Raw genomic sequence first — 24,722 nt, 5'->3', positions numbered from 1 at the left:
CCGGCTCTTCAGTTAGCTCAACTCCTGCGCAGACGCTTGGTCTTGCGCGGGGGAGGCAAGGCCCCTTCGGCGCGCAACCGGGCGGCGTGGGCGGCCAGCGCGTCGACCAGCGCGGGCACGTTCGCCTCCTCGGGCTGCACGTCGACCCGGAGGCCGAACTCCCGCGCCGTCTCGGCGGTCTGCGGGCCGATGCACGCGACGAGCGTGCGGGCGTGCGGCTTGCCCGCGATGCCGACCAGGTTCCTGACCGTGGACGACGAGGTGAAGCACACCGCGTCGAAACCGCCGGACTTGATCATCTCGCGGGTGTCGGCGGGCGGCGGGGCCGCACGCACGGTGCGGTACGCCGTCACGTCGTCGATCTCCCAGCCACGTTCGCGCAGGCCGGCGGCCAGCGTCTCGGTGGCGATGTCGGCCCGCGGCAGCAGCACGCGGTCGACCGGGTCCAGGATGTCGTCGTACGGCGGGAAGTCGTTCAACAACCCCTCGGACGACTGCTCACCGGACGGCACGAGCTCGGGGATGATGCCGAACGAGCGCACCTTCGCGGCCGTGGCCTCGCCGACGCAGGCGATCTTCACGCCGGAGAACGCGCGGGCGTCCAGGCCGAACTCGCGGAACTTCTCCCACACCGCGCGGACGGCGTTGGTCGAGGTGAAGACGACCCACTGGTAGCGGCCGTCGACGAGACCCTTGACCGAGCGCTCCATCTGCGCGGGGCTGCGGGGCGGCTCGACGGAGATCGTCGGCACCTCGACGGCGATCGCGCCGTGCGAGTGCAGGCGCTCCGACATCGCGCCGGCCTGCTCCTTGGTCCGCGGGACCAGCACGCGCCAGCCGTACAGCGCCCGCGACTCCCACCAGGAGAGCTTCGAGCGGGCAGCGGCGGCGGCGCCGACCGTGACGACCAGCGGGCCGCCCATCTCACCGGCGTCGGCCGCGAGCGCGGCCAGCGTGGTGTCGATGGTGCGCTGCTGGAAGCCGGTGCCCTCGGCGGTCACGGCGACCGGGGTCTGCGGCGCGAGGCCGTTCTCGACCAGGTTCGACGCGGCCTCTGCCAGGTGCGAACCGGTCGCGTGCAGCACCAGCGTGCCGGGCGAGCCGGCCAGGCCGGCCCAGTCGGAGACGGTCCGCACGTCGACCTCGGTGTGCACGCCACCGAGCGCGACACCGGCGTAGGCCGGGACGGCGGTGCCCGACGGCACGCCGGGGACGACGTCGAACGGGATCGTCGACTTCGCGACGGCCTGCGCTTCCTTCACGACCGAGTCGAGGGTGAGCGGGTCGCCGGCGACGAGGCGGACGACCGTCGCGCCGTTGCGCGCCTCGTTCACCAGGTCCTTGGCCACGTCGGCGGACTCGCCGACAGCGGGGCGGACCTCGACTCCCTCGGCCACGGTCGCGAGGACGTCCGAGGGGACGTCCGGGTCGGTGACCACGAGTTCAGCCCTGGTGAGCAAGTCGTGGGCCCGGACCGTGAGCAGCCCGGTGTCGCCGGGGCCGGAGCCCACGAAGGCGATGCGTCCGGGGGTCTTGCGTGCGCGGGTCATCAGGGCACTCCCCATCGATTACGCCTCTGGGCCGCTCAGCACAGCGGCCCCGAGGTCGAGCAACTCGGCGGCCAGCGCCCGGCCGAGTCCCTCAGCTTCGGTCAAGTCACCGGTGGCGGACGCGCGGAGGAGATCGTTCTCCGGCGTCGCTGCGACCCCGCGCAGGGAAAGTCGGTACACGACCTTGCCCTCGTCGTCGAGGTCTTCCACCACATCGGCCAGCGCGCCGACCGGCGCGCTGCAGCCCGCTTCGAGCGCGGCCAGCATGGCGCGCTCCGCGGTCACAGCGGCCCGGCTGGCCGAATCGTCCAGAGTGGACTGGATCAGGTGCTCGGCGTCGACGTCGTCGACCCGGCACTCGACTGCCAACGCACCCTGCGCGGGTGCGGGAAGCATCTGGATGGGCTCCAGGTTCTCGGTGATCTCGGCCGCGCGGCCGAGTCGCGAGATGCCGGCGCGAGCCAGCACCACCGCGTCGAGCTCACCGTCGCGGACCTTGCCGATCCGCGTGTCCACGTTGCCGCGCAACGGAACGATCTCCAGCCCGAGGCCGAGAGCCTCCAGCTGGGCCTTGCGGCGCGGGGATCCGGTGCCCACAGTGGACCCCGGCGGCAGCTCGCCGAGCGTGAGGCCGTCGCGTGCCACGAGAGCGTCGCGCGGGTCCTCCCGCCGGGGCACGGCCGCGAGCGTCAACCGGGGGTCCGGCGCGGTCGCGAGGTCCTTGTAGGAGTGGACGGCGACGTCGATCTCGCCGTTCGCGAGCGCGTCGCGAAGGGCCGTCGTGAAGACGCCGACGCCGATCTCGGGGATCGGAGCGCTGGAGAGGTCGCCCGCCGTCTTGATGACGACGATCTCGACCTGGGCTCCGGCAGCCTTCAGCGCCTCGGCCACGGTCCCCGTCTGCGCGAGCGCCAGTGCGCTGCCTCGGGTACCGATCCGTAGGGTGCGGGTCACCGCGTTTCACCATCCACAGAAGACTTGGTCTGACTGACGACCCCAGGCGACTGGGGGTCTAGCCCGAACAGCTCGCGGAGAGCCTCCGCGTAGCCGGTACCACCAGGGGCGGAGGCGAGCTCCTTCACCCTGACGGTCGGCGTGTGCAGGAGCTTGTCTACAACGCGGCGCACCGTCTTGGCCAATTCACCGCGTGTCGCGGGGTCCAGTTCGGGAAGTCGCGAATCAAGACGGAGCAGTTCGGCGTCGACGACCTCGGCCGCCCGCTTGCGCAGGGCCGTGACGGTCGGCGTGACCTCGGCGGACCGCTGGCCCGCGAGGTAGGCCCTGACCTCGTCGGCGACGAGCTGGGCCGCGAGCCGGGCGTCCTGGCCCGCGGGTGCGTCGGAGAGGCGGCGCTGGAGCGTTTCCAGGTCCACCACACGAACGTTCGGCAGTTCGGCCGCGGCCGGGTCGACGTCCTTGGGCAGGCCCAGGTCGCACATGACCAGCGGCCGCGAGCGCGCGCTGATCATGTCCGCGCGGACGGTCGTGCCGATCGAGCCGGTGCACGCGAAGACGATGTCCGCGAGGTCGATCTCGACGGCCAGCGCGGACAGGTCCACGGCCGTCGCGGGGACGCCCTCGGACTTCAGCGACGTGGCGAGACGCACACCGTTGGCCTGCGTCCGGTTCGCGATGACGACCTCGCCGATGCCCGCCCTGCGCAGGTGGGCCGCGGCCAGGCCGCCCATGGCGCCGGCGCCGACGAGCAGCGCGCGCTTGCCGGTGAGCGTGCCCAGGTGGGTCTCCGCGTCGCCGAGGGCCTCGGAGACGACGGACGCGCCCGCCTGGTCGATGCCGGTCTCGCTGTGCACCCGCTTGCCGACGCGCAGCGCGTTCTGGATGAGCTCGTGGACGGTCTTGCCGACGACGCCCGCCTCGTCCGCCGCCGCGTACGCGCCGCGCAGCTGGCCGAGGATCTGGGACTCGCCGACGACCATCGAGTCGAGGCCCGCCGCGACGGAGAACAGGTGCTCGACGGCAGCGGCGGCGTAGTGGACGTAGAAGTGCTCGTAGAGGGCCTGGGGCTCGATCTGCGCGTGCTGCGCGAGAACCTCGACGACCTCGGACATGCCGCCGTGGAACGACTCGACGACGGCGTAGACCTCGACCCTGTTGCAGGTCGACAGGACCATCGCCTCGGAGACGCTGGGGGCGGCGAGCAGCTGGCCGAGGACCTTGGGCAGGTCCGGCTCGGCCACGGTGACGCGTTCCAGGACCGGAACGGGGGCGGTGCGGTGCGACAGACCGACTACGAGCACGCTCATGCCATCACCACGTCCACCGGAGCCTTGTGGCTCACGCTCACGGGCGACTCACCATCCCGTCCACACCGAGTCCGTTGTTGCCGACCGAGACACCGGCAGCCTCGTCCGCACGTCGTGCGACGTGGAACGACAGGATCTGCATCTCGACCGCCAAGTCAACCTTGCGCACCTCGACGTTGTCTGGAACCTGAAGGACAACCGGTGCGAAGTTCAGAATGCACTGGACGCCCGCAGATACCAAACGGTCGCAAACCGACTGAGCGGCCGGTGGCGGCGTCGCGATGACGCCGATCGACACCTCGCGCTCGAGGCAGATCGCGGTGATCTCGTCGATGTGGTTGACGGGGATGCCCCCAACAGGGATTCCGATGAGATCGGCGTCCACGTCGAAGAGGGCGGTGACCGGGAAACCGCGGCCGGGGAAGCCGCCGTAGTTGGCGAGAGCGTGACCAAGGTTACCGATGCCGACGACGGCCACCGAGTGGTTGCGGGTGAGGCCGAGGATGCGCTCGATGTGGCTCACGAGGACCTCGACGTCGTACCCGACGCCCCTCGTGCCGTAGCTGCCGATGTAGCTGAGGTCCTTGCGGAGCTTCGCCGCGTTGACGCCCGCCGCCTGGCTGAGCTCCTCGCTGGAGACCGCCGTCACGCCCTGGTCGGCCATGCCGGACAACGCGCGGAGGTAGACGGCGAGCCGGGCGACGGCCGCTTCGGGGATCGCACGGGCGCGCTCCCTGTCGGCGGGCTCGGCAGGGGTGGTGGTCGTCTCACCTTCGCCCCGCTGTGCTGCCACGCTCTCCGACCTCCGGGTGTGCTTCACCGCAGGGATCCGCGGCGTTGGTGATACCCACACCGTACCGCTTGTGAACGCACGCACAAAGTCGATGATCCACTGCGACGACCCCGGTCACAGGGCGTGACCAGCGCTTCCGTCGTTCATGATCACTACGGGGTGAGCGCCTACTCGACGGTGAAGGTGACCGAGTGCCATCCCGTCGCGCCGTCGGGAACGGGGTCGAGGCGCGCCTGGTCCTGCGTCTGGCCGGACTTGTCGGTGGCCCGGCACTCGACCGTGTGACTGCCCTTCGACAGGTCCATCTCGATCTTCCACATGCGCCACGTGCTGTCGCTGACGTCGGCGGCGAGCTCGGTCTCGTGCCACACGCCGCCGTCGATGCGGACCTCGACCTTGGCCACGCCCCTGGGCTGGGCCCAGGCCGTGCCCGCGATGACGGCCTTGCCGCTGACCTTGCCCATCCGCTTGGGCCGGTCGATGCGGGAGGAGGTCTTGATCGGCGCCCTGGTGGCCCAGCCGCGCGGGATCCAGTAGCCCTGCTCCTGCGCGAACGTGGTGACGTTGAGGTCGGTGACCCACTTCGTCGCGGACACGTACCCGTAGAGGCCGGGGACGACGAGCCTGGCCGGGAACCCGTGCTCGGCGGGCAGCGGCTCGCCGTTCATGCCGATGGCGATCAGGCCGTTCTCCAGCACGTAGTCGAGCGGGCTGCCGGCCGTGAAGCCGTCGTCGCTGGTGCTGAACAGCTGGTCGGCGCCCTGCTTGACGCCTGCCTGCCGGAGCACGTCGCCGATCTTCACGCCGATGAAGTTGCCGGTGGAGATGTACGGGCCACCGACCTCGTTGGAGACGCAGGTGAGCGTGACGGTCTCCTCGACCAGGTCCATCCTGCGGATCTCGTCGAACGTCAGCACGGCCGGCCGCTCGACCATGCCGTGCACCCGCAGCGCCCACTCCTCGGCGCGGATCCGCGGCACGCTGAGCGCGGTGTCGATGCGGTAGAAGTCCTTGCCGCTGGTGATGAAGCTGGGCGTGCCGTCCTTGGCGAAGTCGGCGTTGAACGGGATCTCGGGCGCCTTGGTCCTGGGCGTCAGCGGCCCCACGGCCTGGCGGGAGCCTTCGACGTCCGTGCTGTTGCCGAAGATCTGCCCCGCCGTGGCCGCCGTGACGGCCAGGCCCGCGGTGATCAGGAACGTCCGGCGGCTGTCGCTCTCCTCGGCCTCCTTGTGCAGGTAGCGGAAGACGTAGACGCCCGCGGCCGTGCTGGCGACCGGGGCGAGGATCGCGAGCGCGCCGACGTCCGGCCTGGTCGCGACGGCCGCGACGCCGACGAACCCGAGGACGATGGCGACCAGCGAACCGGGCGCGGGGCTGTTCCTGCTGGCCAGGCCCGCCGCCACCCCGATGCCCGCCAGGACGATCGCCATGCCGGTGAGCAGGACGAGCTTGTCCGCCGTGCCGAAGGTCTCGACGGCGAAGTCCTTCAGCCAGGACGGCGTGAGGTCGATCGCGGCGTTGCCCACGGCCAGGTACGGGGAGGCGCTCAGGCCGACGAAGGCCGCCACCAGGTGCCCGGCCGCGAGGGCGGCGAAGAGCGCGAGCAGTCCGGTGAGGGCGGCCTTGGCGGGCTTCATGCCTTCTATTCGACACCCACCGGGGGCCGGTTCGCTCAGGCCGTAAGACGCCGGTAATCAACTTCCGGGCCTGGGAGCCGGTGCGGCTCAGCCCGCGAGGGCCGCCCGGAGGCGGTCCTCCTCCACCTGCCAGTAGCCGTGCTCGGCGCCGTCGACCAGGAACACCGGCACCCGGTCGCCGTACTCCGCGCGCAGCTCGGGGTCGGAGTCGACGTCCTCGACGGACCAGGTGGCGCCCAGCTCCGCGCAGATCCGCTCGATCTCGACGGCGGCCTCCTCGCAGGAGTGGCACGACACCCGGCTCATCAACGTCACGTGGTGGGTCATGCCCGTCATGCTCCCAAAGGCCTGCGGAGCACCGCGCGGGCGAGCTTGCCCGTGGGCGAGTGCGGCAGCGCGGTCGCGAACTCGACCGAGGTCGGCACCTTGAACTTGGCCAGGCGGGCGGCGCAGTGGGCGACGACCTGCTCGGAGGTCAGCTCCCGGCCGTCGCGCAGGACCAGCACCACCTTCACCGACTCGCCGGTCTTCTCGTCCTGGACGCCCACGGCCGCCGCCTCGAGGACCTCGGGCAGCTCGCCGATGACCTGCTCGACCTCGTGCGGGTAGACGTTGAAGCCGTTGACGATGATCAGGTCGCCGGCGCGGTCGACCAGGTGCAGGTCGCCGTCCGCGTCGATGAAGCCCACGTCGCCGGTGCGGAACCAGCCGGAGGAGTCGGGGCCGTGGGCGCCGTCCGGCCAGTAGCCGGAGAAGAGGTTGTCGCCCTTCGCGGACACCAGGCCGGTGCCCGGTTCGTCCTCGTCGATGTCGAGGACGGAGCCGTCGGTGTCGACCAGGCGGATCTCGACGCCGGGCAGGGCCTGGCCCACGGAGCCGGGCTTCGGGGTGCCGCCGACCAGGGTGGACGTGAGGACGGGGCCCGTCTCGGTGAGGCCGTAGCCCTCGTAGATCGGGATGCCGATGGCGCCCTTCATCTCGGCGATGACGCCCGCGGGCAGCGGGGCCGCGCCGGAGGTGAACAGGCGGACGGTGGCGAGCTTCTCGCGCAGCAGCTCCACCGGGTGGGCCAGGATCGCCCGGTACATGGGCGGGACGCCGACCATCGTGGTGACGCGGTGCTCCTCGATGACGTCGAGGGCGTTGGACGGCTCGAAGCGCTCCAGCAGGACCGCGGTCGCGCCGGCGCCCGCGACCTGCAGCAGGCCGGGGCCGAGGCCGTAGACGTGGAACAACGGCAGCGCGAGCAGCACGCGGTCGCCCGCGGTGACCGGGGCCGGGCGCAGCGAGGCGCACTGGGTGACGTTCGCGAGCAACGCGCGGTGGGAGAGCATCGCGCCGCGCGGCACGCCGGAGGTGCCCGAGGTGTAGCCGAGGACGGCCAGGTCCTCGCCGCCGCGGACTGCCTCGAACGGTTCGGCGGTGGCCGTGACGTCCGGGACGTCGATCACGGTGGCGTCGGAGCCCTCGCCGTCGCCGACGAGGGACGTGGCTCCCGAGTCGGCGAGGATGCGCTGGAGCTCGCGCGGCGGGTTGCCGGGGCCGGTGGGCACCACGACGCCGCCCGCGCGGAGAATTCCGAACACGGCGACCACGAACTCGGGGCTCGTGGGCAGCCGTACCGCCACTCGGTCGCCCGGTTCCAGACCGGAATCGGCCAAACGGCGGGCGAAAGCATCGGTCGCGCGGTCGATGGTTTCCCACGTGAGGCTCTTACCGCTCGCTACGTCGACCAAGGCGACGTGGCCGGGCCCCCGCTGTGCCGAGGCACGGACAAGGTCTGAGACATTGCGAGCGGAAGTCAACATGGCCTCCTCATGAACAACTGGACGCTTGGGGCAGTCTTCCACGCGTGACGGGCGTCATGAAGCAGCGGTTCGTGCGTCTCCACATCACAACCTCATCCGCTACCTACTACGGAGTAACAACACGTATGCTGCCGCCACGGCGACTCTGTGGAGGTGCCGCGAGCCGATGACCGCGCGGGCACGACCGAACACGATCAGGACCACCCGAACCATGACGGGGGGTCAGCACGACAACGCCGCCGACGAGCCGTGGCAGCTCGTCAAGGCCGCCCAGGAGGGTGACACCCAGGCGTTCGGAGTGCTGTACGACCAGTACGTCGACATGGTGTTCCGCTATGTCCTCTTCCGGGTGGGCGGCGATCGCGCGTTCGCCGAGGACGTGACCAGCGAGACGTTCCTGCGGGCGCTGCGCAGCATCGGGTCGGTCAGCTACCAGGGCCGCGACGTGGGGGCGTGGTTCGTCACGATCGCCCGCAACATCGTGTTCGACCACGTGAAGTCGAGCCGCTACCGGCTGGAGGTCACGACCGCCGAGCTGCAGGACAACCGCGAGGAGACGAGCGGCCCCGAGCAGGAGGTCATGACCGAGGCGACCAACGCGGAGCTGCTCCGCTGCGTTTCCCAGTTGGGTGACGACCAGCGCGACTGCATCGTGCTGAGGTTCATCGAGGGCAAGTCGGTGTCCGAGGTCGCGCAGATCATGGACCGCAACGAGGGCGCCGTGAAGGCACTGCAACACCGGGCCGTTCGCCGGCTCGCACAGATCCTCCCGTCCTGGTTGCGGTGATCGCGATCGCAGGGGCGTAACCCAAAGCAGATCAACTTCGTTACTCGGGCTGAGATGGACGGCAAGGGAAGAACACCGCGGTGGCGGCAGACGGAGCACGAGCGGTTCGCTCGTGCCGTTGAGGGCGGCCCACAGCCGGTGGGGAACGACGACCTCGCTGAGGACCTCGCGATCGTCGAACTCCTCCGGCGGATGGACGTCGGCCCGGACGCCGAGGCGCGCGAACGGATGAGACAGCGGGTCCTGACCGCGCCCCCACCTGAGCAGCCATTGGTGCTCTCGTCGGTAAGACGGGTGGGAGCGCGCGCACGAGTAGCGGTCGCGGCAGCCGCGGTCCTGTGCTTGTTGTTGTCACTCGCCGGCATGAGCGTGCTGCTCAGCCGTGACGCGCTCCCGGGAGACCCGCTCTACGGCATCAAGCGCACGACCGAAAGCGCGTCGCTGGGCCTGACCTTCGACGAGGAGGACCGCGCCTACAAGCACCTGGAGTTCGCCACGTCCAGGGTCACCGAGATGGAGACGCTGGCCGACCGCGCGGCGGACTCGTCCGCCCAGCTCACGGCGCTGGCCGACCTGGACGCGGACGCCGCGGAGGGCTCGCGTCAGCTGACCACCTACGCCACGTCGTCGGACAGGACGGCACTGCCCGCGCTCAACGAGTGGGCGCTGGCGCAGTACGTGAAGCTCGGCACCCTGCGCACCCGCCTGCCCGACGACGCCCGCGCCCACGCGGACACGACGATGTGGCTGCTCGCGAGCATCGCCCAGCGGGCGCACGACCTGGCGGCACGTGCCGGTTGCGACGCCGTGACCAGCGGCTTGTCGGACACGCTCGGCCCGTTGCCGGCGAAGGACGAGTGCGCGGCGGTCGTCACCGACCCGAGCTCGTCGCCGGGCAGCACGCCGTCCTCGGTGGCGCCGACCTCGTCGGGTCTGCCGGTGCCGTCCTCGGTCCAGCCTCCGGTGCAGCCGACCCAGTCGCTGGCGCCGGGTTCGTCGACGGCCCAGACCTCGAAGCCGGGAGCGACCACGCCGCCGGCCTCGTCGAAGCCGGGAATCACGATTCCGCTGCCCCTGCCGTTGCCGAGCATCTCGCTTCCGCTGCTCCCCGGCATCAGCTTCGGCTGAGTCGGGCGCTTTCCGGCGAACCTGATCGCTACGCTTGGGACATGGGCAAGCGTGACGTGGAGAGCGACCGGCTGGCCGAGCTGGCCGGCGAGGCATCGGCAGAGGCGGCGATCCAGGCCGCCGCGATGGCGCCGGAGCTCGAAGCGTCGCTGACGGTCCCACCGGACCTGACCGCCGCAGCCTTCTTCGACGTGGACAACACGATGATGATGGGCGCGTCGATCTTCCACTTCGCCCGCGGCCTGGCCGCGCGCAAGTACTTCTCGACGTCCGACCTCGCGGGCTTCGTCTGGCAGCAGCTGAAGTTCCGAGTGGGCGGCCGCGAGGACCCGGCCTCGGTCAAAGCCTCACGTGAGCAGGCCCTGTCGTTCGTGGCGGGCCGCAGCGTCGCCGAGCTCGTCTCGCTGGGCGAGGAGATCTACGACGAGCTGATGGCCGACCGCATCTGGAAGGGCACCCAGGCCCTCGCCCAGATGCACCTCGACGCAGGTCAGCGCGTGTGGCTGGTCACCGCGACCCCGGTGGAGCTGGCCCAGATCATCGCCCGCCGCCTGGGCCTCACCGGCGCGCTGGGCACGGTCTCGGAGTCCGAGGACGGCATCTACACGGGCAGGCTCGTCGGCGACCTGCTGCACGGCAAGGCGAAGGCCCAGGCAGTGCGCTCCCTGGCCGCCAAGGAAGGCCTCGACCTGCGGCGCTGCACCGCGTACTCGGACTCGTCCAACGACGTGCCGATGCTGTCGGTCGTCGGCACCGCGGTGGCCGTCAACCCCGACTCGCAGCTGCGGGAGGTGTCGCGGCGCAAGGGGTGGGAGATCCGCGACTTCCGGACCGGGCGGAAGGCGGCGAAGATCGGCGTGCCGTCGGTGCTGGGCGCGGGCGCGCTGGCAGGCGCGGTGGCGGCGACGATGGCCTACCGGCGCCGGGTCAAGTAAGCCGAGACAGGCGGCGCGAGCCGAGGGCGCAGGTCACGCGGCGAGCAGGCCCAGCTCGCGCCATCCTTGCTCGCCCTCCGGGGTGAGCAGCACCGCCCGGGACGTGCCGATCCGGCGCACCCAGCCGCGCTCGAGGAACGTGCCGCACAGGAACGCCCCGGCGGCTCCGGCCAGGTGAGGAACGCGCTCGGTCCAGTCGAGGCAGGCACGGCTGACGACTCGCTTGCCCGGCTCGAAGCCGAGCTCCTTGAGCCACACCATTCCCGGCTCGGTGATGGCGAGTTCGGCAGCCAGGCCGGTGGTCGCGAGCTCCCTGCCAATCCCCGCGGCGACCAGCCCGGCCTCCACCAGCCCTGTCTTCAGCGCGATCCCCAGCCGTCCGGCCAGGTGGTCGTAGCAGGTGCGGCCGCGCGCCATCGCCTCCGACACCGCCGCCGCCCGCAACCCCCTCGGCGCCACCCCCGGCCCGGCGAACGCCGCCATCGACTCCAGCAGCTCCGCCACGTGCGGCCCGGCCAGCGCCACGTACCGGTGCCGCCCCTGCCGGTGCTCCACCAGCAGCCCACCCTCGACCAACCGCGTCAGGTGCTCGCTGACGGTCGACGCGGCCACCCCGGCGTGCTGGGCCAGCTCCCGGGCCGTCCAGGCGCGTCCGTCCAGCAGGGCACCGCAGATCGCGGCACGGGTCGAGTCCGCGAGCAGTGAGGCGACCTGGGCGAGTGCTTCCACGCCGCCCATTCTGAGGCCGGGACACTTCGGCCGGCACCGAAGCGTCCCGGGCCTAGCGTCAACGGCCATGAGCGAAGAGTTGCTGCTGCCGGTTCCGTCGGTCCCGCCGGGCGACACGGGCGTGGCCTGGCTGAGGTCGTCCGTGGTCAGGTTCAGCAACGGTGAGGAGCACGCCCGCCGGCGTGCCCTGACCGAGCGGCTCTTGGAGGGCGTCCAAGCGACGAGTCTCGACGAGTTGGCGGCCGCGCTGGGCCTGCCGGGCGCGCTCCCGCACATCGCCGCGATCGCCCCGGTCTACCAACCTCACGAGCCGACGACCGCGGCGGCGGACGCGGCCGTGGAGCGGCTGGCCAGGAACCGCGACGAGGAGACCGCGGCCAGGATCGGGCTGCTGGTCCAAGCCTGGGCCGCCACGAACGCCCTGGCCGAGCACCTGCGGACCGGCGACCCGGCCCCGCCCGTGCCGGTCACCCGCAGGGCCGGAGGAGTCGTGGTGAGCCTCGAAGATCACCCGTTCGGTCACGGTCCGCACGCCTGTCCGGGCAGAACCCTGGCCACGACGATCGCCAAGAACATGGCGTTCCGGGCCCTGCACCACCAGGACGTCCCGCTGGTCCTGCCGAACGCCTGGGACTTCGCCTCGGCGATGGCCCTGCACGCGGCGGGGTTCGGAGCGGTCGGCACGACGAGCCTCGGCGTGGCGGCCGCGCACGGCATCCCGGACGGCATGGGCCTGGCGGGAGAGCAGGCCGTCGCGCTGGCAAGAATGCTCGCCGACCTGCCGTTCCCCGTCACCGCCGACCTGGAGTCCGGGTTCGGCAAGTCACCGCGAGATGTCGGCGAACTCGTGGCCGGCCTCGGCGTCGCGGGCGTGAACCTCGAGGACGGACGGCCGCACGGCCTAGCCACCCCGCAGGAGCAGGCGAAACTCATCGCGGCCGTCAAGGAACGCGCGCCGGGCGTCTTCCTCAACGCCCGCATCGACACCCACTGGCTCGGCAAGGCCCGCGACGAAACCGCGGACCGCGCCCGCAGGTACGTCGACGCCGGCGCCGACGGGATCTTCGTGGCGGGACTGACCGAGCCGCGCGAGATCGAGGAACTGGCGAAGATCGCCCCGCTCAACGTCCTCGCCCAGCAGCGCACCCCGAAGGAGCTCGGCGACCTGGGCGTTAAACGGATCAGCACCGGATCACTGCTGTTCAGGGCGGCCCTGCAGCACACCGTCGCGGCCGCGACGGCGGTTCGGGACGGTGGGCTCCCCGAGGCGTTCGGCTACGACGAGGTGCAGGCGATGGTCAGCCGAGGAACACGTTCCGACGCTGGGTGAGCAGCCGGTAGAGGGTCTGCTGGATCGTCTCGCGCACCTGGTCGGTGAGGTTGAAGACGAGCATCGGGTCGTCGGCCGCGTTCTCGCCGAAGACGTCGGTGCGGATCGGCTCGCCGAACTCGATGTACCACTTCGACGGCAGCGGGATCGCGCCCAGCGGCCCGAACAGCGGGAACAGCGGCGTCACCGGGAAGTACGGGAAGCCGAACAGGCGTGCCAGCGCCTTGATGTCGCCGATCATCGGGTAGATCTCCTCGGCGCCCACGATCGAGACCGGGATGATCGGCACGCCCGTCTTCAACGCGGCCGACACGAAGCCGCCGCGGCCGAAGCGCTGCAGCTTGTAGCGGTCCTTGAACGGCTTGCCGATGCCCTTGAAGCCCTCCGGCCACACGCCGACGAGCTCACCGGACGACAGCAGGCGCTCGGCGTCGGCGTTGCAGGCGAGCGTCTGGCCGCCCTTGCGCGCCAACGCTCCGAGCAGCGGCGTGCGGAACACCAGGTCGGCGCCGAGCCCGCGCAACGGCCGGTGCGCCGGGTGTTCGGACGCGATGCCGTACGACGTCATCAGGGCGTCGAGCGGCAACGTGCCGGAGTGGTTCGCGACGATCAGCGCGCCACCGGCCATCGGGATGTTGTTCAGGCCGATGGTCTCGACCCGGAACCACTTCTCGTACAGCGGCTTCAGCGGCGGCATCAGCACGTTCTCGGTCAGGTCCTGGTCGAACCCGAACTCGTCGATGCGGTAGTCGCCCGCGATCCGCCTGCGCGCGAACGCCAGCAGGTCGGTCAGCCTGCGTTCCCAGTCCGGTGTCTCGGACTGCTGCTGCTCCGGCTCGGGAACCACCTCGACGTGGCGCGATCTGCGCGCTGCGTCGCGTTCCGGGTCGTGCAGCGGGATAACGCGTGCTCCTGCCACTGCGTTCATCTCCTCAAGGCAAAGATCAGCGGAAACGAGCGGCCGCTTCGAGGATGGTCCGCTCTGCGGCACCGACCGTCTCCGGGTCGATGAGCGGCTTCAGGCCTCGGCCGTTCACGTAGTCGTCGAACGCCTGCTGGGTGGTCCACCGCGGCGTGAACCCGAACTCCTTGCGCAGCAGGGTGGTGTCGACCACGCGCCCCCAGTTGAGGAACCTCATCTGGTCTGGCGAGAAGTCGACGAGCCGGGCGCTCCGGAAGAAGCCACCGACCGTGGGCACGGCCGCGCTGGGCACCGGCAGGTTCAGCCTGCCAGCCCGGCGGATGGCCTGCGACAGCAGCAGCACGCCGTCGCCGCCCACGTTGTACACACCGGGCAGGTCGTGCAGCGTCGCGCGCTCCAGGATCGCCAGCGCGTCCTCGGAGTGCAGCAGCTGCACACGAGCGTCGTAGCCCAGGACGGTGGGCACGACCGGTAGGGCGAAGTAGCGCGTCAGCACCGTGTCGATGCGCGGGCCGATGAAGTTGGTGAAGCGCAGCGTCGTGACGTTGACGTCCGGCCTGCGGCGGCCGAACCCGCGCACGTAGCCCTCGACCTCGACCGCGTCCTTGGCGTAGCCGGACGACGGCAGGTCCTTGGGGCCCATGTCCTCGGTGAACACCGCCGGGTCGCGGCTGCTCGACCCGTAGACGGCGCTGGTGGACTTCACGACGAGCTTCTGCACCTTGGGCGACTTCTGGCACGCGGCCAGCAGCTGCATGGTGCCGATGACGTTCATCTCCTTCATCGCGGTGCGGCCGGTGGGCCCGGCAGGGCTCGCGGTGACGGAGGCGTGCACGACGGTGTCGACGTTCGCGGTGGAGATGACCTTGCTGATCAGCGGGTTGCGGATGTCGGCCCGCACGAACTCCGCTCGGCCCATGCGGCGCAGCAGATCGCGTGGCGGCGGCTCGGTGTCCACACCGAGCACGCGCTCGATGTCCGGGTTCGCGGCGAAGCGCGCGGCGAGGTGGCCGCCGAGGAAGCGGCTGACTCCGGTGACGAGGACGACCTTGGGCGTCATGCGACTCCAAGCACGAAGGACTCTGCGATTGGTCGATGCTACAGACCAGATGTGAAACCGGAGGGGGCCGGAACGCCGTCTTGACGCAGGTCACGCAGGCTTTACGGGCTAATCACCCGAACGGCGGCCCCCGTTCCCGTGGATGTGTCACGCTGTCTCACGGAGTGATATTCCGTGTCGGCGCAAGCACCCGAACAGGTTGCGGACTTCGAAAAAACGCAACCGCCGCCGGCCTCCTGCAAGAGGAGACCGACGGCGGCAGAGCGCATGCGGGCTTACTTGCCGCGCTTCCTGCGCTGGACCCTGGTCTTGCGCAGCAGCTTGCGGTGCTTCTTCTTCGACATGCGCTTGCGGCGCTTCTTGATGACCGAGCCCATGCGGGTTCCTTAGCTCTAGACGTTGCTTTGACTGGCGCGCCCCAGCCTTGGCCGTGTCAAGCACGGCGCGCCGGTAAGCACGATCGGCCTACCAGTCTACCCGGCGGGGTTCGCCAGCCTTCAGCCAGCGTCGAAGTACGCGTTCTCCAGGTAGGCGTGCACCGCTTTTTCCGGCACCCGGAACGACTTGCCGACCCGCACCGCGGGTAGCTCGCCGGAGTGCACCAGGCGGTACACGGTCATCTTGGAGACCCGCATCATCGAGGCCACCTCGGCCACGGTCAGGAACTGCACCTGAGCGAGGCCTGTTCGTTCGTTCTCCTTCGCAGGCATAAATCACCGCATCCTTCGACACGTGTCGTGCCGTCGGTCTTCCCCACCGACGGTTCGACACGCACGTGCTGCTCTGAGAGTAGCGGGACTGGTGTGACTCCTGCGACGGCCAAAGTGGGGACGTTCCCTCACTTGGCGTCTCGATCGGCTCAGTCCTCGTGCTGCCTGCCCAGCTCAACGGACCGGTCACGGGCGCTCTCGATGGCCGCGAGAAGTGCCGCGCGAACCCCGTGCTTCTCCAGCTCGCGGATCGCCATGATGGTCGTGCCGGCGGGCGACGTGACGGCCTCGCGCAGGATCACCGGGTGGTTCGAGCCCTCGTTGAGCATCGTGGCGGCCCCCACGGCCGACTGGATGATCAGCTGCGAGGCCAGGTCGCGCGGGATGCCGAGCAGGATGCCCGCGTCGATCATCGCCTCGACCAGGAAGAAGAAGTACGCGGGCCCGGAGCCCGACAGCGCCGTCACCGCGTCCTGCTGCGACTCCGGCACCACCGCGACCTTGCCGACGGTCGACAGCAGCTCCTCGACGACCTTGAGGTGCTCGGCCGTGGCGTTGGAGCCGCCGGAGACCGCGCTCATGGCCTCGCCGACGACCATCGGGGTGTTCGGCATGACCCGCACGACGGGCGTCCCGGCGGGCAGCCTGCGCTCGTACAGCGCCGTGGGCAGCCCGGCGCACAGCGACACGATCAACGTCCCGGCCCGCAGCACCGGTGCGAGCTCGGCCAGCAACGGCTCGATGTCCTGCGGCTTGACCGCCACGACGAGCACGTCCGCCTGCTCGGCCGCCCCCGAGACCGTGACGGCCTCGAACCCGTACTGCTCCGTCAGCGCGCGAGCCCGTGACTCGTGCTTCTCCGTGAACAGCAGATCCGAGGCCGGACGACCACCCTGCAAGAGCCCGGACAGGAGCGCTTCACCGATCTTGCCCGCGCCGAGCACCGCGATCTTCGTCATCGGTCAAGTCTCACACAGCGGGCGTCAACGCCAACTGCCGTGCCTGGCACACCAGCCGTCCGGCGGCGTCGATGACGGTCGCGTCCTCGTCGAACCACTGCCCATGCACGGCCTGGCAGGTCACGTGGATCCGCAACCACCCCGGTGCAGGGCGCGCTCGCAGGAGCGCGGTCAGCTGCACCGTCGGTGACCAGCCAAAACGCCCCAGGTTGAACGTCACCGGCATCGACAGATCGCCCGCCAGCAACGCGAAGTACGGGTCGGGCTGCTCGTCCGTCGGCCGCGCCCACAGCTTCAACGTCAACGGCCCGTCGGTGCGCCGGTCGAGGAAGCTCGCGGACTCCCGGTCCACCCTCAGATCGCACAGCGCGCCGACCTTGTAGCTCCCACCTGTTGGGAACGTCGCCATCTCCACCGCGTTGGGAGGCGGTGACGCGGGCATGGCCGGCAGGTTCACGTAGTCGGCCCGGTGCTCGGGGATCCGCCCCGTCGTCACCGAGGCCTCCACGCACACCTGCCCCCGCTGCTCCAGCGACACGTTGATCACCGTCGCGGTCCGCCCCGCCTTGCGGACGTCGGTCCGCACCAGCACGGGCCCGACCTCGGGCGCACGCAGGAACTGCGCGGACACGGCCAGCGGATCACCCTCGGCCACCGCGGCGGCGGCGCGGGTCATCACCGCGAGGAGGAACCCACCGTGGGGCTTGGGCCCGACGGTCCACTCGGCGGGCAGGGACGCGGTGAAGGTTCCGTCACCGAGCGAACGCACCGCACTGGACTTCGAGAAGGTCATGAGCGGCTGGCCAGCGACCGCAGGAAGAAGGTCACGTTGGCAGGCCGTTCTGCTAGTCGCCGCATGAGATATCCGTACCACTGCTCGCCGTAAGGAACATAAACGCGAGTGCCGAGGCGCCTCTGCTCCTCGGTCCGGATGCCGTAGAGCATCTGGTACTCGAAGTCAGTTTTGTCATACCACCGGGCCCGCTCGCCAATGATTTCGATGAGCCGCGGGTCGTGCGTCGCGAACATCGGATAGCCCTCCCCGGCGAGGAGCACGTTCACGCACCGCACGTAGTTGAGGTCCACCTCGTGCGGGTCCTGGATCGCCACCTCGGGAGGCTCCGCGTAGGCCCCCTTCACCAACCGCACCCGGCTGCCGGGCCCCGCGAGCTGCTTGCAGTCGTCCAACGTCCGATGCAGGTACGTCTGCACCACGGCCCCGACCCAAGGCCACGTGCGCCGCAGCTCCGCCAACACCCGCAACGTGGAGTCGGTGGTGGTGTGGTCCTCCATGTCCAACGTCACAGTCGTCCCGCACTGTTCGGCGGCGGCACAGATCCGGGAGGCATTCGTCAGGGCAAGCGCCTCGTCCAGGGACTGTCCAACCGCGGACAACTTGACGCTCACCTCGGCGTCCTTCGCCAGCCCTGCGGCGTGCAACGCGTCGAGCAGCTCCAGGTAAGCCTGCACGGTCCGCTCGGCCTGAGCCTTGTCGGTCGTGTCCTCGCCGAGGTAGTCGAGGGTGACGGGGAGCCCCAGGTTCCGGACCACCTCGACGGCGTCCGCAGTGCTCTCCCCGGCCACGAACCGCTTGACGACGTCGCGGCTGATGGGCGCACTGGCCACCAGATGGCGGACCGTCTCGTTGCGAGACGCGGCCATGATCAACGCTCGCAGCGGGTTCACACCACGAACCCTAACCCGGCCAGACCACAACAGTGCCGAACGACCCTTGCCAACACTTGCCGAGGGGCAGGCTGACGCAGGGGTCCCCTCGGGCTCAGGGTCCCCCGCGACCCAACGTAGCGAGAGGGTCCGACAGTCCGGAGCAGCCAGCCGAGCAGCGGAGGCGGGAACGGACAGAGGGGCGCGGGCGCGGAGGCGGCGGCGGGCGGCGGCGGGCGGTCGGAGGCGCGCGGTCGGAGGCGCGCGGTCGGAGGCGCGCGGTCGGAGGTGACGGCAGCAGAGGCGAAGGCGGCGGGCGGCGGAGGCGGCAGGCGGCGGAGGCGGCGGGCGGCGGAGGCGGCGGGCGGCGGAGGCGGCAGGCGGCGGAGGCGGCGGGCGGCGGAGGCGGCGGGCGGCGGAGGCGGCAGGCGGCGGAGGCGGCAGGCGGCGGAGGCGGCAGGCGGCGGAGGCGGCAGGCGGCGGAGGCGGCAGGCGGCGGAGGCGGCAGGCGGCGGAGGCGGCAGGCGGCGGAGGCGGCAGGCGGCGGAGGCGGCAGGCGGCGGAGGCGGCAGGCGGCGGAGGCGGCAGGCGGCGGAGGCGGCAGGCGGCGGAGGCGGCAGGCGGCGGAGGCGGCAGGCGGCGGAGGCGGCAGGCGGCGGAGGCGGCAGGCGGCGGAGGCGGCAGGCGGCGGAGGCGGCAGGCGGCGGAGGCGGCAGGCGGCGGAGGCGGCAGGCGGCGGAGGCGGCAGGCGGCGGAGGCGGCAGGCGGCGGAGGCGGCAGGCGGCGGAGGCGGCAGGCGGCGGAGGCGGCAGGCGGCGGGCGGAGGCGGCGGGCGGAGGCGGCGGGCGGAGGCGGCGGGCGGAGGCGGCGGCGGGCGGAGGCAGAGGCGGCGGCGGGCGGAGGCAAGCATGAAGGGCGCACCCAACCGCAGTCGCCAACGCAAGGCGACCACCGTCTTGGCCCGGCGCGCGCACCCAACCGGACAGCCAACGACGCACCTCAACCACGTACGAGTCCTGGCGTGGCGAAGCCGGAGGCGAGCCCGAACGGGCTGATGCCCGGCTGGTCAGCGGTCGAACCCACCGACTGCGATTGGGGCTTTACCTTGAGGGGGCGGGATGCCAACCTGTCCGGTCCGGCCGGGGCGCTCTATCACCTCGGCTTTGAGGCCGCGAACGCATCCCGCCAGAGGCTCAAGGTCAAGCCCCAATCGCCACCCCGCACTTCGGCAGGACCCGCGCAAGCACCCTCGCAACCGCAGCCCAACCAAGCGAACGCGACCAACCCCGCTGGAACAGGCACTAACGGAACCGCAACTAGCCCCGCGACGAATCAGCGTCCCAGTCCAGATGCAGCCGCGCGAACAACAACGACTCGGCCAGCATCTCCCGCCGCAAAGCCGGCGACCCCGCCCGCCGCGTGTTGACCTCCAGCACCACCTGCCCGTCGAACCCCCCACGGGCCAACATCTCGCAGAGCTCGGCACAGGGCTGGTCCCCGCGCCCCGGCACCATGTGCTCGTCCTTGGGCGCCCCGGACCCGTCAGCCAGGTGAACGTGCCGGAGCCCGTCCCCCATCCGCTTCGCCAGTTCCAGCGCGTCCATGTGCGCGGCCGCTGAATGCGACAGGTCCAGCGTGTAGTTCCGGTGCCCGACGTCGGTCGGGTCCACGGACGGCTTGAACGCGTTCATCTCCACCGACCGCCCCCGCCCCAGCGGACGCCGCACCGGGAACATGTTCTCCACGGCGATGGCGACCCCGCTGGAGTCCTCCAGCGAGGCGACCAGCTCGGCGAAGCCGTCCGCGTACTTGCGCTGCCACCGGAACGGCGGGTGCAGCACGACCGTGGGCGCCCCGAGGTCGCCGGCAGCCGCAACGGCCCGGCGCAGCCGCTCACCTGGATCGGGTGACCACACCCGCTGCGAGATCAGCAGGCACGGCGCGTGCACGGCCAGCACCGGCATGCCCGTCCTGACGGACAACCGGTCGACGGCGCGGATGTCCTGCGACACCGGGTCGGCCCACACCATCAGCTCGACGCCGTCGTAGCCCAGGTCGGACGCGATCTCGAACGCCGCTCCGGCGGGCTGCGGGTAGACCGATGCCGTGGAAAGCCCGACCGGGATGCGGGCCGTCAACTCTTCACCAGCAGCATCGCCGCTGGTGACACGGTGACGATGAGGCCCACGAGGACGGCCAGGACGGTGGTCTGCAGGTCATCGGCTCTGCGGATCTTGCGCACCAGCAGCACCAGGCCGACGGTGACCGCGAGCGCGACGACCAGCGCGGCGGCGGGTACCGAGCGCCAGAGGTAGTTGAAGGCGAGCCACAGGCCGGCTCCGCCCAGGACGCCGACGGCGAGCTGGCCGATCATGACCAGCCACTCCTTGCCCGCCGAGCGCGGCTCTGCCGGCTCTTCTTCCTCGGCTTCGGCGGCGTCGTCGAGGCCTGCGGGGCCCTCGTCGTCGTCCTCGTCCTCGTCGTTGTCGGCGAGGTAGTCGTCGTCGGCGCGGTAGGCGGCGTACTCCTGCGAGTCGTCGTCGTCCACGTACGGGCCGGGGTGCGCGGCGGTCGACTCCATCGGCGCCATCGACAGGTCGGTGTGCGCGTTCGGGTCGTCGTCGCCGAACCAGGCGTCGGGCACGTTGCCGGGCAACGGTTCCGGCAGCTTCGGCGGGGCCGGCGGCACGATCAGCACGGACTCGGTCTCGAGTGCGGCGATCTTGTCCACCGGCGCCTTGGCCGGGATGCGCGGGAGCTGCTCGGTCATCGCCTCGCGCGGCGGCTGGCCGGGGATCGGCATGGCCACGGACGGCTGACCGGGCTTCGGCGGGCGGACGATGCTGGTCCGCGCGGCCGCGGGGGTCGCGGTCGCCTGGTCGAGGCGTGCCTCCAGCCTGCCGGGCGCGTCCGGGCGCGGCAGGTCGGAGCGCGACGGCTCCGGGCGCGGCGGTTCGGGGCGGACCTCGGGCCTCGGCATGTCCGAGCGCGACGGCTGGTCGCGGACCTGCGGCACCTGCCTCGTCTGCTCGGCGGCCGCTGGCGGCGGCGCGGGAGCGGCGGGCGGGGCCTGCTTCGGCGGTCTGCGGACCAGCGGCGGCGGCGCGGGGGGCGGCACCGGCATCTGCTGCGACGGCTGCGGCTTCGGCGGCTGCGGCTTCGGCGGCTGGGCCTTCACCTGCGGCGCGACCTGCGGTTTCGGCTGGTACGCGGTGCGCTCCGCTGCCGCGGGCGGCGGTGCGGAGGGGGGTTCGGGCGCGGCGCGGCGGCCGGGCTGCGGCGCGGCCGTGTCGTCGCGCACGGCCATCAGGCGGCCGCTGTCGGACAGGACCCGCTCGATGATCGTCTGGGGTGCGGTCTCCGGCTGCTGGACGTCGTCTTCCTCGTCCGCAGCCCGGCGGCGTCGCCGACGAGGCGCACTCTCTGCGCTGCCGCCGTACTGGGCGAGCAGCTCAGCGACTGTGCGCTGCGTCTGGTCGGATCCGCTCTCTCGACTCATCAACTCCACCGTGCCCCGGTCTGGCCAGTCCGTCCAGTATCGCTCTGGTCCGTCCCATCAGTGTGGTCCAGCCGCCGGAGGATGACACCCTCCCGGAGTGCCCACGGGCAAATCTCCAGCTGCGTGAGTGACAGGGCTCGCATTGTGGCCTCCGCGACCAATGCGCCCGCGACGAGCTGGTGGGCGCGCGATGTGCTCACGCCTTCCAGCTCCGCGAGGTCATGGGCCGACATCCGGGAGATGAACGCGATCAGCTGCCGCAGGCCCGCGTCGGTGAGCACGCGTCGTGCCCTGGGCCCGGCAGACGACGGCGCGGCCCCGGTGAGCCGCGCCAGCGTTCGGAAAGTTTTTGAGGTCGCAACCACTCGATCGGGTTCACCCGCGCGTTTCAGCTTCCGCGCCACGGGCGCGAGCTGTTCGGCGAGCCACTCGCTGGTCTCGCGGACCTCGGAACGCCTGGGAGGGTCCTTCTTGAACCTCGTCCTGGTGAGCCTGCCCGCGCCGAGCGGCACGGAGAAGGCCAGGTCCGGGTTCTCGTCACGGCCGATGGCGAGCTCGAGCGAGCCGCCACCGATGTCGAGGGAGAGCAACTTGCCCGCGGACCAGCCGTACCAGCGGCGGACCGCGAGGAAGGTGTACTTCGCCTCGTCCTCGCCGGACAGGACCTTGAGGTCGACCCCGGTCTCGGCGCGCACCCGGTCGAGCACCTCGGCGGAGTTGCCCGCCTCGCGCACGGCCGAGGTCGCGAACGCCATCAGGTCGTCGCAGCCGGACCTCTTCGCTGAGGCCTTGGCTGCGGCGACGGCACGAACGAGCTGGTCAGCGCCCGCTTTGGAGAGCTGCCCCTTGTCGTTCAGCTGCTCGGCGAGACGCAGGATCGTCTTCTCGGACGTCATCGGGATGGGGTGGGCACCACGATGCGCGTCCACCACCAACAGGTGGACGGTGTTGGAACCCACGTCGAGAACGCCCAGGCGCACGCCGGAAACGGTACCTGGTCGTGTCCGTCAGGACTCGAACTTGTAACCCAGACCCCTCACGGTCACCAGGTGACGCGGGGCGGACGGGTCGGGTTCGATCTTCGAACGCAGCCGCTTGACGTGCACGTCCAGGGTCTTCGTGTCGCCCACGTAGTCGGCTCCCCAGACGCGGTCGATCAGCTGGCCGCGGGTGAGCACCCTGCCGACGTTGCGCAGCAGGTACTCGAGGAGGTCGAACTCCTTGAGCGGCAGGCTGATGTCCTGGCCGCCGACGGTGACGACGTGGCGTTCCACGTCCATCCGCACCGGACCGGCCTCCAGGATCTGCGGCAGCAGGTCCTCGGACTCGCCGCCGCGGCGCAGCACCGCGCGGATGCGGGCGATGAGCTCGCGGGCCGAGTACGGCTTGGTGACGTAGTCGTCGGCGCCCAGCTCGAGCCCCACGACCTTGTCGATCTCGCTGTCGCGGGCCGTCACCATGATCACGGGGACGGCGGAGCGCTGGCGCAGCTGCTTGCAGACGTCCGTGCCGCTCATGCCGGGCAGCATCAGGTCGAGCAGCACGATGTCGGCGCCGTTGCGGTCGAACTCCTCCAGCGCCTCCTGGCCGGTGGCCGCGAGCGCCGCGGTGAACCCTTCCTTGCGCAGCAGGAAGGCGAGCGGATCGGCGAAGGACTCCTCGTCCTCCACGATGAGCACCCTGGTCACAGCTCTCCTCCAGTGTCACCCGCGCCGGTGGGGACGAGGGTCGGGTTGGGTTCGGTCGCCGCGGCCGGCAGCCGCAGCGTGAAGGTGGAGCCCGTTCCTGGCAGGCTCCACAGCTTCACCTCACCGCCGTGGTTGGCGGCGACGTGCTTGACGATCGCGAGCCCGAGACCGGTGCCTCCGGTCGCGCGCGATCGGGCCTTGTCGACGCGGTAGAACCGCTCGAAGACGCGGATCTGCTGGTCCTCGGCGATGCCGATGCCGCGGTCGGTCACGGCGATCTCGACGTGGCCGTCCACCAGCCGGCGGCTCACGCTCACCGGGCTGCCGGGCGGCGAGTAGGCGACAGCGTTGTCCAGGAGGTTCGTCAGTGCCGTGACCAGCAACGACCGGTCGCCGGGCACGACGAACCCGCTCGGTTCGTCGGTGGTGATCGAGATGTTGACCGACTCGGCGGCGAGCTTGGACCGCGACAGCGCCTCGTTGATCACGACGTCGATCTCGGTGTCGGACAGCTCGGGCAGCTTCTCCGCGCCCTGCAGGCGGGAGAGCGCGATCAGCTCGGTGACGAGCGTGCCGAGGCGGGTGGCCTCCTGCATGATCTTCGCGCTGAACCGGCGGACCTCGTCCTGGTCGTCGCTCGCGTCCAGCACGGCCTCCGCCAGCAGCGCGAGGGCGCCGACCGGGGTCTTGAGCTCGTGGCTGACGTTCGCCACGAAGTCGCGCCTGGTCTTCTCCAGCCGCACGGCCTCGGACTCGTCGCTCGCGTCCACGACCGTGAAGCCCTCGGTGAGCAGCCGGACCTCGGCGTGCACCGCGGCCGGCTGACGGCCCTTGGTGCCCTCCGGTGGCGAGATGTCCACGTAGACGATCTCGTTGCTGTTGCGGACGGCCTCGGCGGCCTTGCGCGCTCTGTCGTCGACGCGGTTGTTGCGGACGACGCCCAGCTCTTCTGCCCTCGGGTTGTGCAACACCACGTCACCGAAGTGGTTCAACACCACGATGCCGTCGTGCGAGTCCTCGACGATCCGTTGCATCAGGTCCGCGACCGTCAGGCCCTCCGGGGCCTTCGGTGTGCGCGGAGCGGTGAATCGGCCAACGAGGAAACCGGCGATCACGCCGATGAGCGCGACGCCGATCGACACAGCGAGGTAACCCGTTGTGGTCACGGGCGAATGGTAAGCAGCTCAGAGGTGTCTTGGCCTAGTACGGAAGCCTGAACCGTGACGCCTATGACACCTTTGGACCAGGTTGTTTGTGC

Annotated in this window: 24 protein-coding genes; 4 read left to right on the top strand and 20 right to left on the bottom strand. The window is 71.0% G+C overall.

The features are described from left to right. Positions 1 to 17: 17 nt before the first annotated feature. From ACQEU1_RS29110 to ACQEU1_RS29080, 7 genes are all read right to left on the bottom strand, one after another. Positions 18 to 1,550, bottom strand: coding sequence for a uroporphyrinogen-III synthase (locus ACQEU1_RS29110; protein ID WP_433208391.1), 1,533 nt, complete (start codon positions 1,548 to 1,550; stop codon positions 18 to 20). A gap of 18 nt (positions 1,551 to 1,568) precedes the next feature. Then, positions 1,569 to 2,504 (bottom strand): hydroxymethylbilane synthase, encoded by a 936-nt coding sequence (gene hemC / locus ACQEU1_RS29105; RefSeq protein ID WP_433208388.1) that lies wholly within the window; start codon positions 2,502 to 2,504, stop codon positions 1,569 to 1,571. Beyond that, positions 2,501 to 3,814, bottom strand: a complete 1,314-nt coding sequence (locus ACQEU1_RS29100) for a glutamyl-tRNA reductase (protein ID WP_433208385.1) — start codon at positions 3,812 to 3,814, stop codon at positions 2,501 to 2,503. Before ACQEU1_RS29100 ends, hemC begins: the two co-directional genes overlap by 4 nt. Before the next feature lie 37 nt (positions 3,815 to 3,851). After that, the gene (locus ACQEU1_RS29095; protein ID WP_433208382.1) at positions 3,852 to 4,607 is read right to left on the bottom strand and encodes a redox-sensing transcriptional repressor Rex; all 756 of its coding nucleotides are present in this window, start codon (positions 4,605 to 4,607) and stop codon (positions 3,852 to 3,854) included. Between the two features lie 167 nt (positions 4,608 to 4,774). Continuing rightward, positions 4,775 to 6,244 (bottom strand): molybdopterin-dependent oxidoreductase, encoded by a 1,470-nt coding sequence (locus ACQEU1_RS29090; RefSeq protein WP_433208379.1) that lies wholly within the window; start codon positions 6,242 to 6,244, stop codon positions 4,775 to 4,777. Between the two features lie 87 nt (positions 6,245 to 6,331). Further along, positions 6,332 to 6,571 carry a glutaredoxin family protein gene (locus tag ACQEU1_RS29085; RefSeq protein ID WP_433208376.1) on the bottom strand — a complete coding sequence of 80 codons (240 nt, stop codon included), beginning with the start codon at positions 6,569 to 6,571 and terminating at the stop codon, positions 6,332 to 6,334. 5 nt (positions 6,572 to 6,576) lie between these two features. After that, on the bottom strand, positions 6,577 to 8,052 hold the full coding sequence (locus tag ACQEU1_RS29080; protein WP_433208373.1) for an AMP-binding protein: 1,476 nt from the start codon (positions 8,050 to 8,052) through the stop codon (positions 6,577 to 6,579). Between the two features lie 211 nt (positions 8,053 to 8,263). Between ACQEU1_RS29080 and ACQEU1_RS29075 the strand changes: the two genes are divergently transcribed. The 3 genes from ACQEU1_RS29075 to ACQEU1_RS29065 all read left to right on the top strand — a co-directional run bounded on the left by ACQEU1_RS29075 (position 8,264) and on the right by ACQEU1_RS29065 (position 10,902). Continuing rightward, entirely contained in the window at positions 8,264 to 8,839 is a 576-nt protein-coding gene (locus ACQEU1_RS29075; RefSeq protein WP_285645541.1) for a sigma-70 family RNA polymerase sigma factor, read from the top strand. 138 nt (positions 8,840 to 8,977) lie between these two features. Further along, positions 8,978 to 9,967, top strand: coding sequence for a DUF5667 domain-containing protein (locus tag ACQEU1_RS29070; RefSeq protein WP_433208370.1), 990 nt, complete (start codon positions 8,978 to 8,980; stop codon positions 9,965 to 9,967). Positions 9,968 to 10,008: 41 nt separating this feature from the next. Then, on the top strand, positions 10,009 to 10,902 hold the full coding sequence (locus ACQEU1_RS29065) for an HAD family hydrolase (protein WP_433208367.1): 894 nt from the start codon (positions 10,009 to 10,011) through the stop codon (positions 10,900 to 10,902). A gap of 33 nt (positions 10,903 to 10,935) precedes the next feature. Here the strand turns inward: ACQEU1_RS29065 and ACQEU1_RS29060 are convergent, their stop codons facing one another. Next, entirely contained in the window at positions 10,936 to 11,640 is a 705-nt protein-coding gene (locus tag ACQEU1_RS29060; RefSeq protein ID WP_433208364.1) for an ArsR/SmtB family transcription factor, read from the bottom strand. A gap of 58 nt (positions 11,641 to 11,698) precedes the next feature. Between ACQEU1_RS29060 and ACQEU1_RS29055 the strand changes: the two genes are divergently transcribed. Further along, positions 11,699 to 12,961 (top strand): isocitrate lyase/phosphoenolpyruvate mutase family protein, encoded by a 1,263-nt coding sequence (locus ACQEU1_RS29055; protein WP_433208361.1) that lies wholly within the window; start codon positions 11,699 to 11,701, stop codon positions 12,959 to 12,961. Here the strand turns inward: ACQEU1_RS29055 and ACQEU1_RS29050 are convergent. The 12 genes from ACQEU1_RS29050 to ACQEU1_RS28995 form a co-directional block, all read right to left on the bottom strand. Then, positions 12,930 to 13,889 carry a lysophospholipid acyltransferase family protein gene (locus ACQEU1_RS29050; protein WP_433208358.1) on the bottom strand — a complete coding sequence of 320 codons (960 nt, stop codon included), beginning with the start codon at positions 13,887 to 13,889 and terminating at the stop codon, positions 12,930 to 12,932. The two genes, ACQEU1_RS29055 and ACQEU1_RS29050, sit on opposite strands and share 32 nt — an antisense overlap. A gap of 16 nt (positions 13,890 to 13,905) precedes the next feature. Continuing rightward, entirely contained in the window at positions 13,906 to 14,943 is a 1,038-nt protein-coding gene (locus ACQEU1_RS29045) for an NAD-dependent epimerase/dehydratase family protein (RefSeq protein ID WP_433208355.1), read from the bottom strand. Between the two features lie 275 nt (positions 14,944 to 15,218). Continuing rightward, positions 15,219 to 15,320 (bottom strand): 30S ribosomal protein bS22, encoded by a 102-nt coding sequence (locus tag ACQEU1_RS29040; protein WP_015105422.1) that lies wholly within the window; start codon positions 15,318 to 15,320, stop codon positions 15,219 to 15,221. Between the two features lie 120 nt (positions 15,321 to 15,440). After that, entirely contained in the window at positions 15,441 to 15,653 is a 213-nt protein-coding gene (locus ACQEU1_RS29035) for a helix-turn-helix domain-containing protein (RefSeq protein ID WP_030477960.1), read from the bottom strand. A 149-nt stretch (positions 15,654 to 15,802) separates the two neighbouring features. Then, on the bottom strand, positions 15,803 to 16,612 hold the full coding sequence (proC, locus tag ACQEU1_RS29030; RefSeq protein ID WP_433208350.1) for a pyrroline-5-carboxylate reductase: 810 nt from the start codon (positions 16,610 to 16,612) through the stop codon (positions 15,803 to 15,805). 10 nt (positions 16,613 to 16,622) lie between these two features. Next, entirely contained in the window at positions 16,623 to 17,405 is a 783-nt protein-coding gene (locus ACQEU1_RS29025; RefSeq protein WP_433208347.1) for a thioesterase family protein, read from the bottom strand. Further along, positions 17,402 to 18,298 (bottom strand): proline dehydrogenase family protein, encoded by an 897-nt coding sequence (locus ACQEU1_RS29020; RefSeq protein WP_433208344.1) that lies wholly within the window; start codon positions 18,296 to 18,298, stop codon positions 17,402 to 17,404. Before ACQEU1_RS29020 ends, ACQEU1_RS29025 begins: the two co-directional genes overlap by 4 nt. Before the next feature lie 1,295 nt (positions 18,299 to 19,593). Beyond that, positions 19,594 to 20,415 carry a sugar phosphate isomerase/epimerase family protein gene (locus ACQEU1_RS29015; RefSeq protein ID WP_433208341.1) on the bottom strand — a complete coding sequence of 274 codons (822 nt, stop codon included), beginning with the start codon at positions 20,413 to 20,415 and terminating at the stop codon, positions 19,594 to 19,596. Beyond that, entirely contained in the window at positions 20,412 to 21,776 is a 1,365-nt protein-coding gene (locus ACQEU1_RS29010; protein ID WP_433208338.1) for a hypothetical protein, read from the bottom strand. The genes ACQEU1_RS29015 and ACQEU1_RS29010 overlap by 4 nt, the downstream gene beginning before the upstream one ends. Further along, positions 21,776 to 22,756 (bottom strand): hypothetical protein, encoded by a 981-nt coding sequence (locus tag ACQEU1_RS29005; protein ID WP_433208335.1) that lies wholly within the window; start codon positions 22,754 to 22,756, stop codon positions 21,776 to 21,778. The genes ACQEU1_RS29010 and ACQEU1_RS29005 overlap by 1 nt, the downstream gene beginning before the upstream one ends. A gap of 27 nt (positions 22,757 to 22,783) precedes the next feature. Further along, the gene (locus tag ACQEU1_RS29000) at positions 22,784 to 23,464 is read right to left on the bottom strand and encodes a response regulator transcription factor (RefSeq protein ID WP_053737067.1); all 681 of its coding nucleotides are present in this window, start codon (positions 23,462 to 23,464) and stop codon (positions 22,784 to 22,786) included. Next, entirely contained in the window at positions 23,461 to 24,630 is a 1,170-nt protein-coding gene (locus ACQEU1_RS28995) for a sensor histidine kinase (protein ID WP_433208331.1), read from the bottom strand. Before ACQEU1_RS28995 ends, ACQEU1_RS29000 begins: the two co-directional genes overlap by 4 nt. Positions 24,631 to 24,722: the final 92 nt, after the last annotated feature.

It is taken from the genome of Lentzea sp. CA-135723, from assembly GCF_050936595.1.
In the GTDB taxonomy this organism is placed as follows: Bacteria; Actinomycetota; Actinomycetes; order Mycobacteriales; family Pseudonocardiaceae; genus Lentzea.
This window is presented reverse-complemented; position numbering and strand designations above follow the sequence as displayed.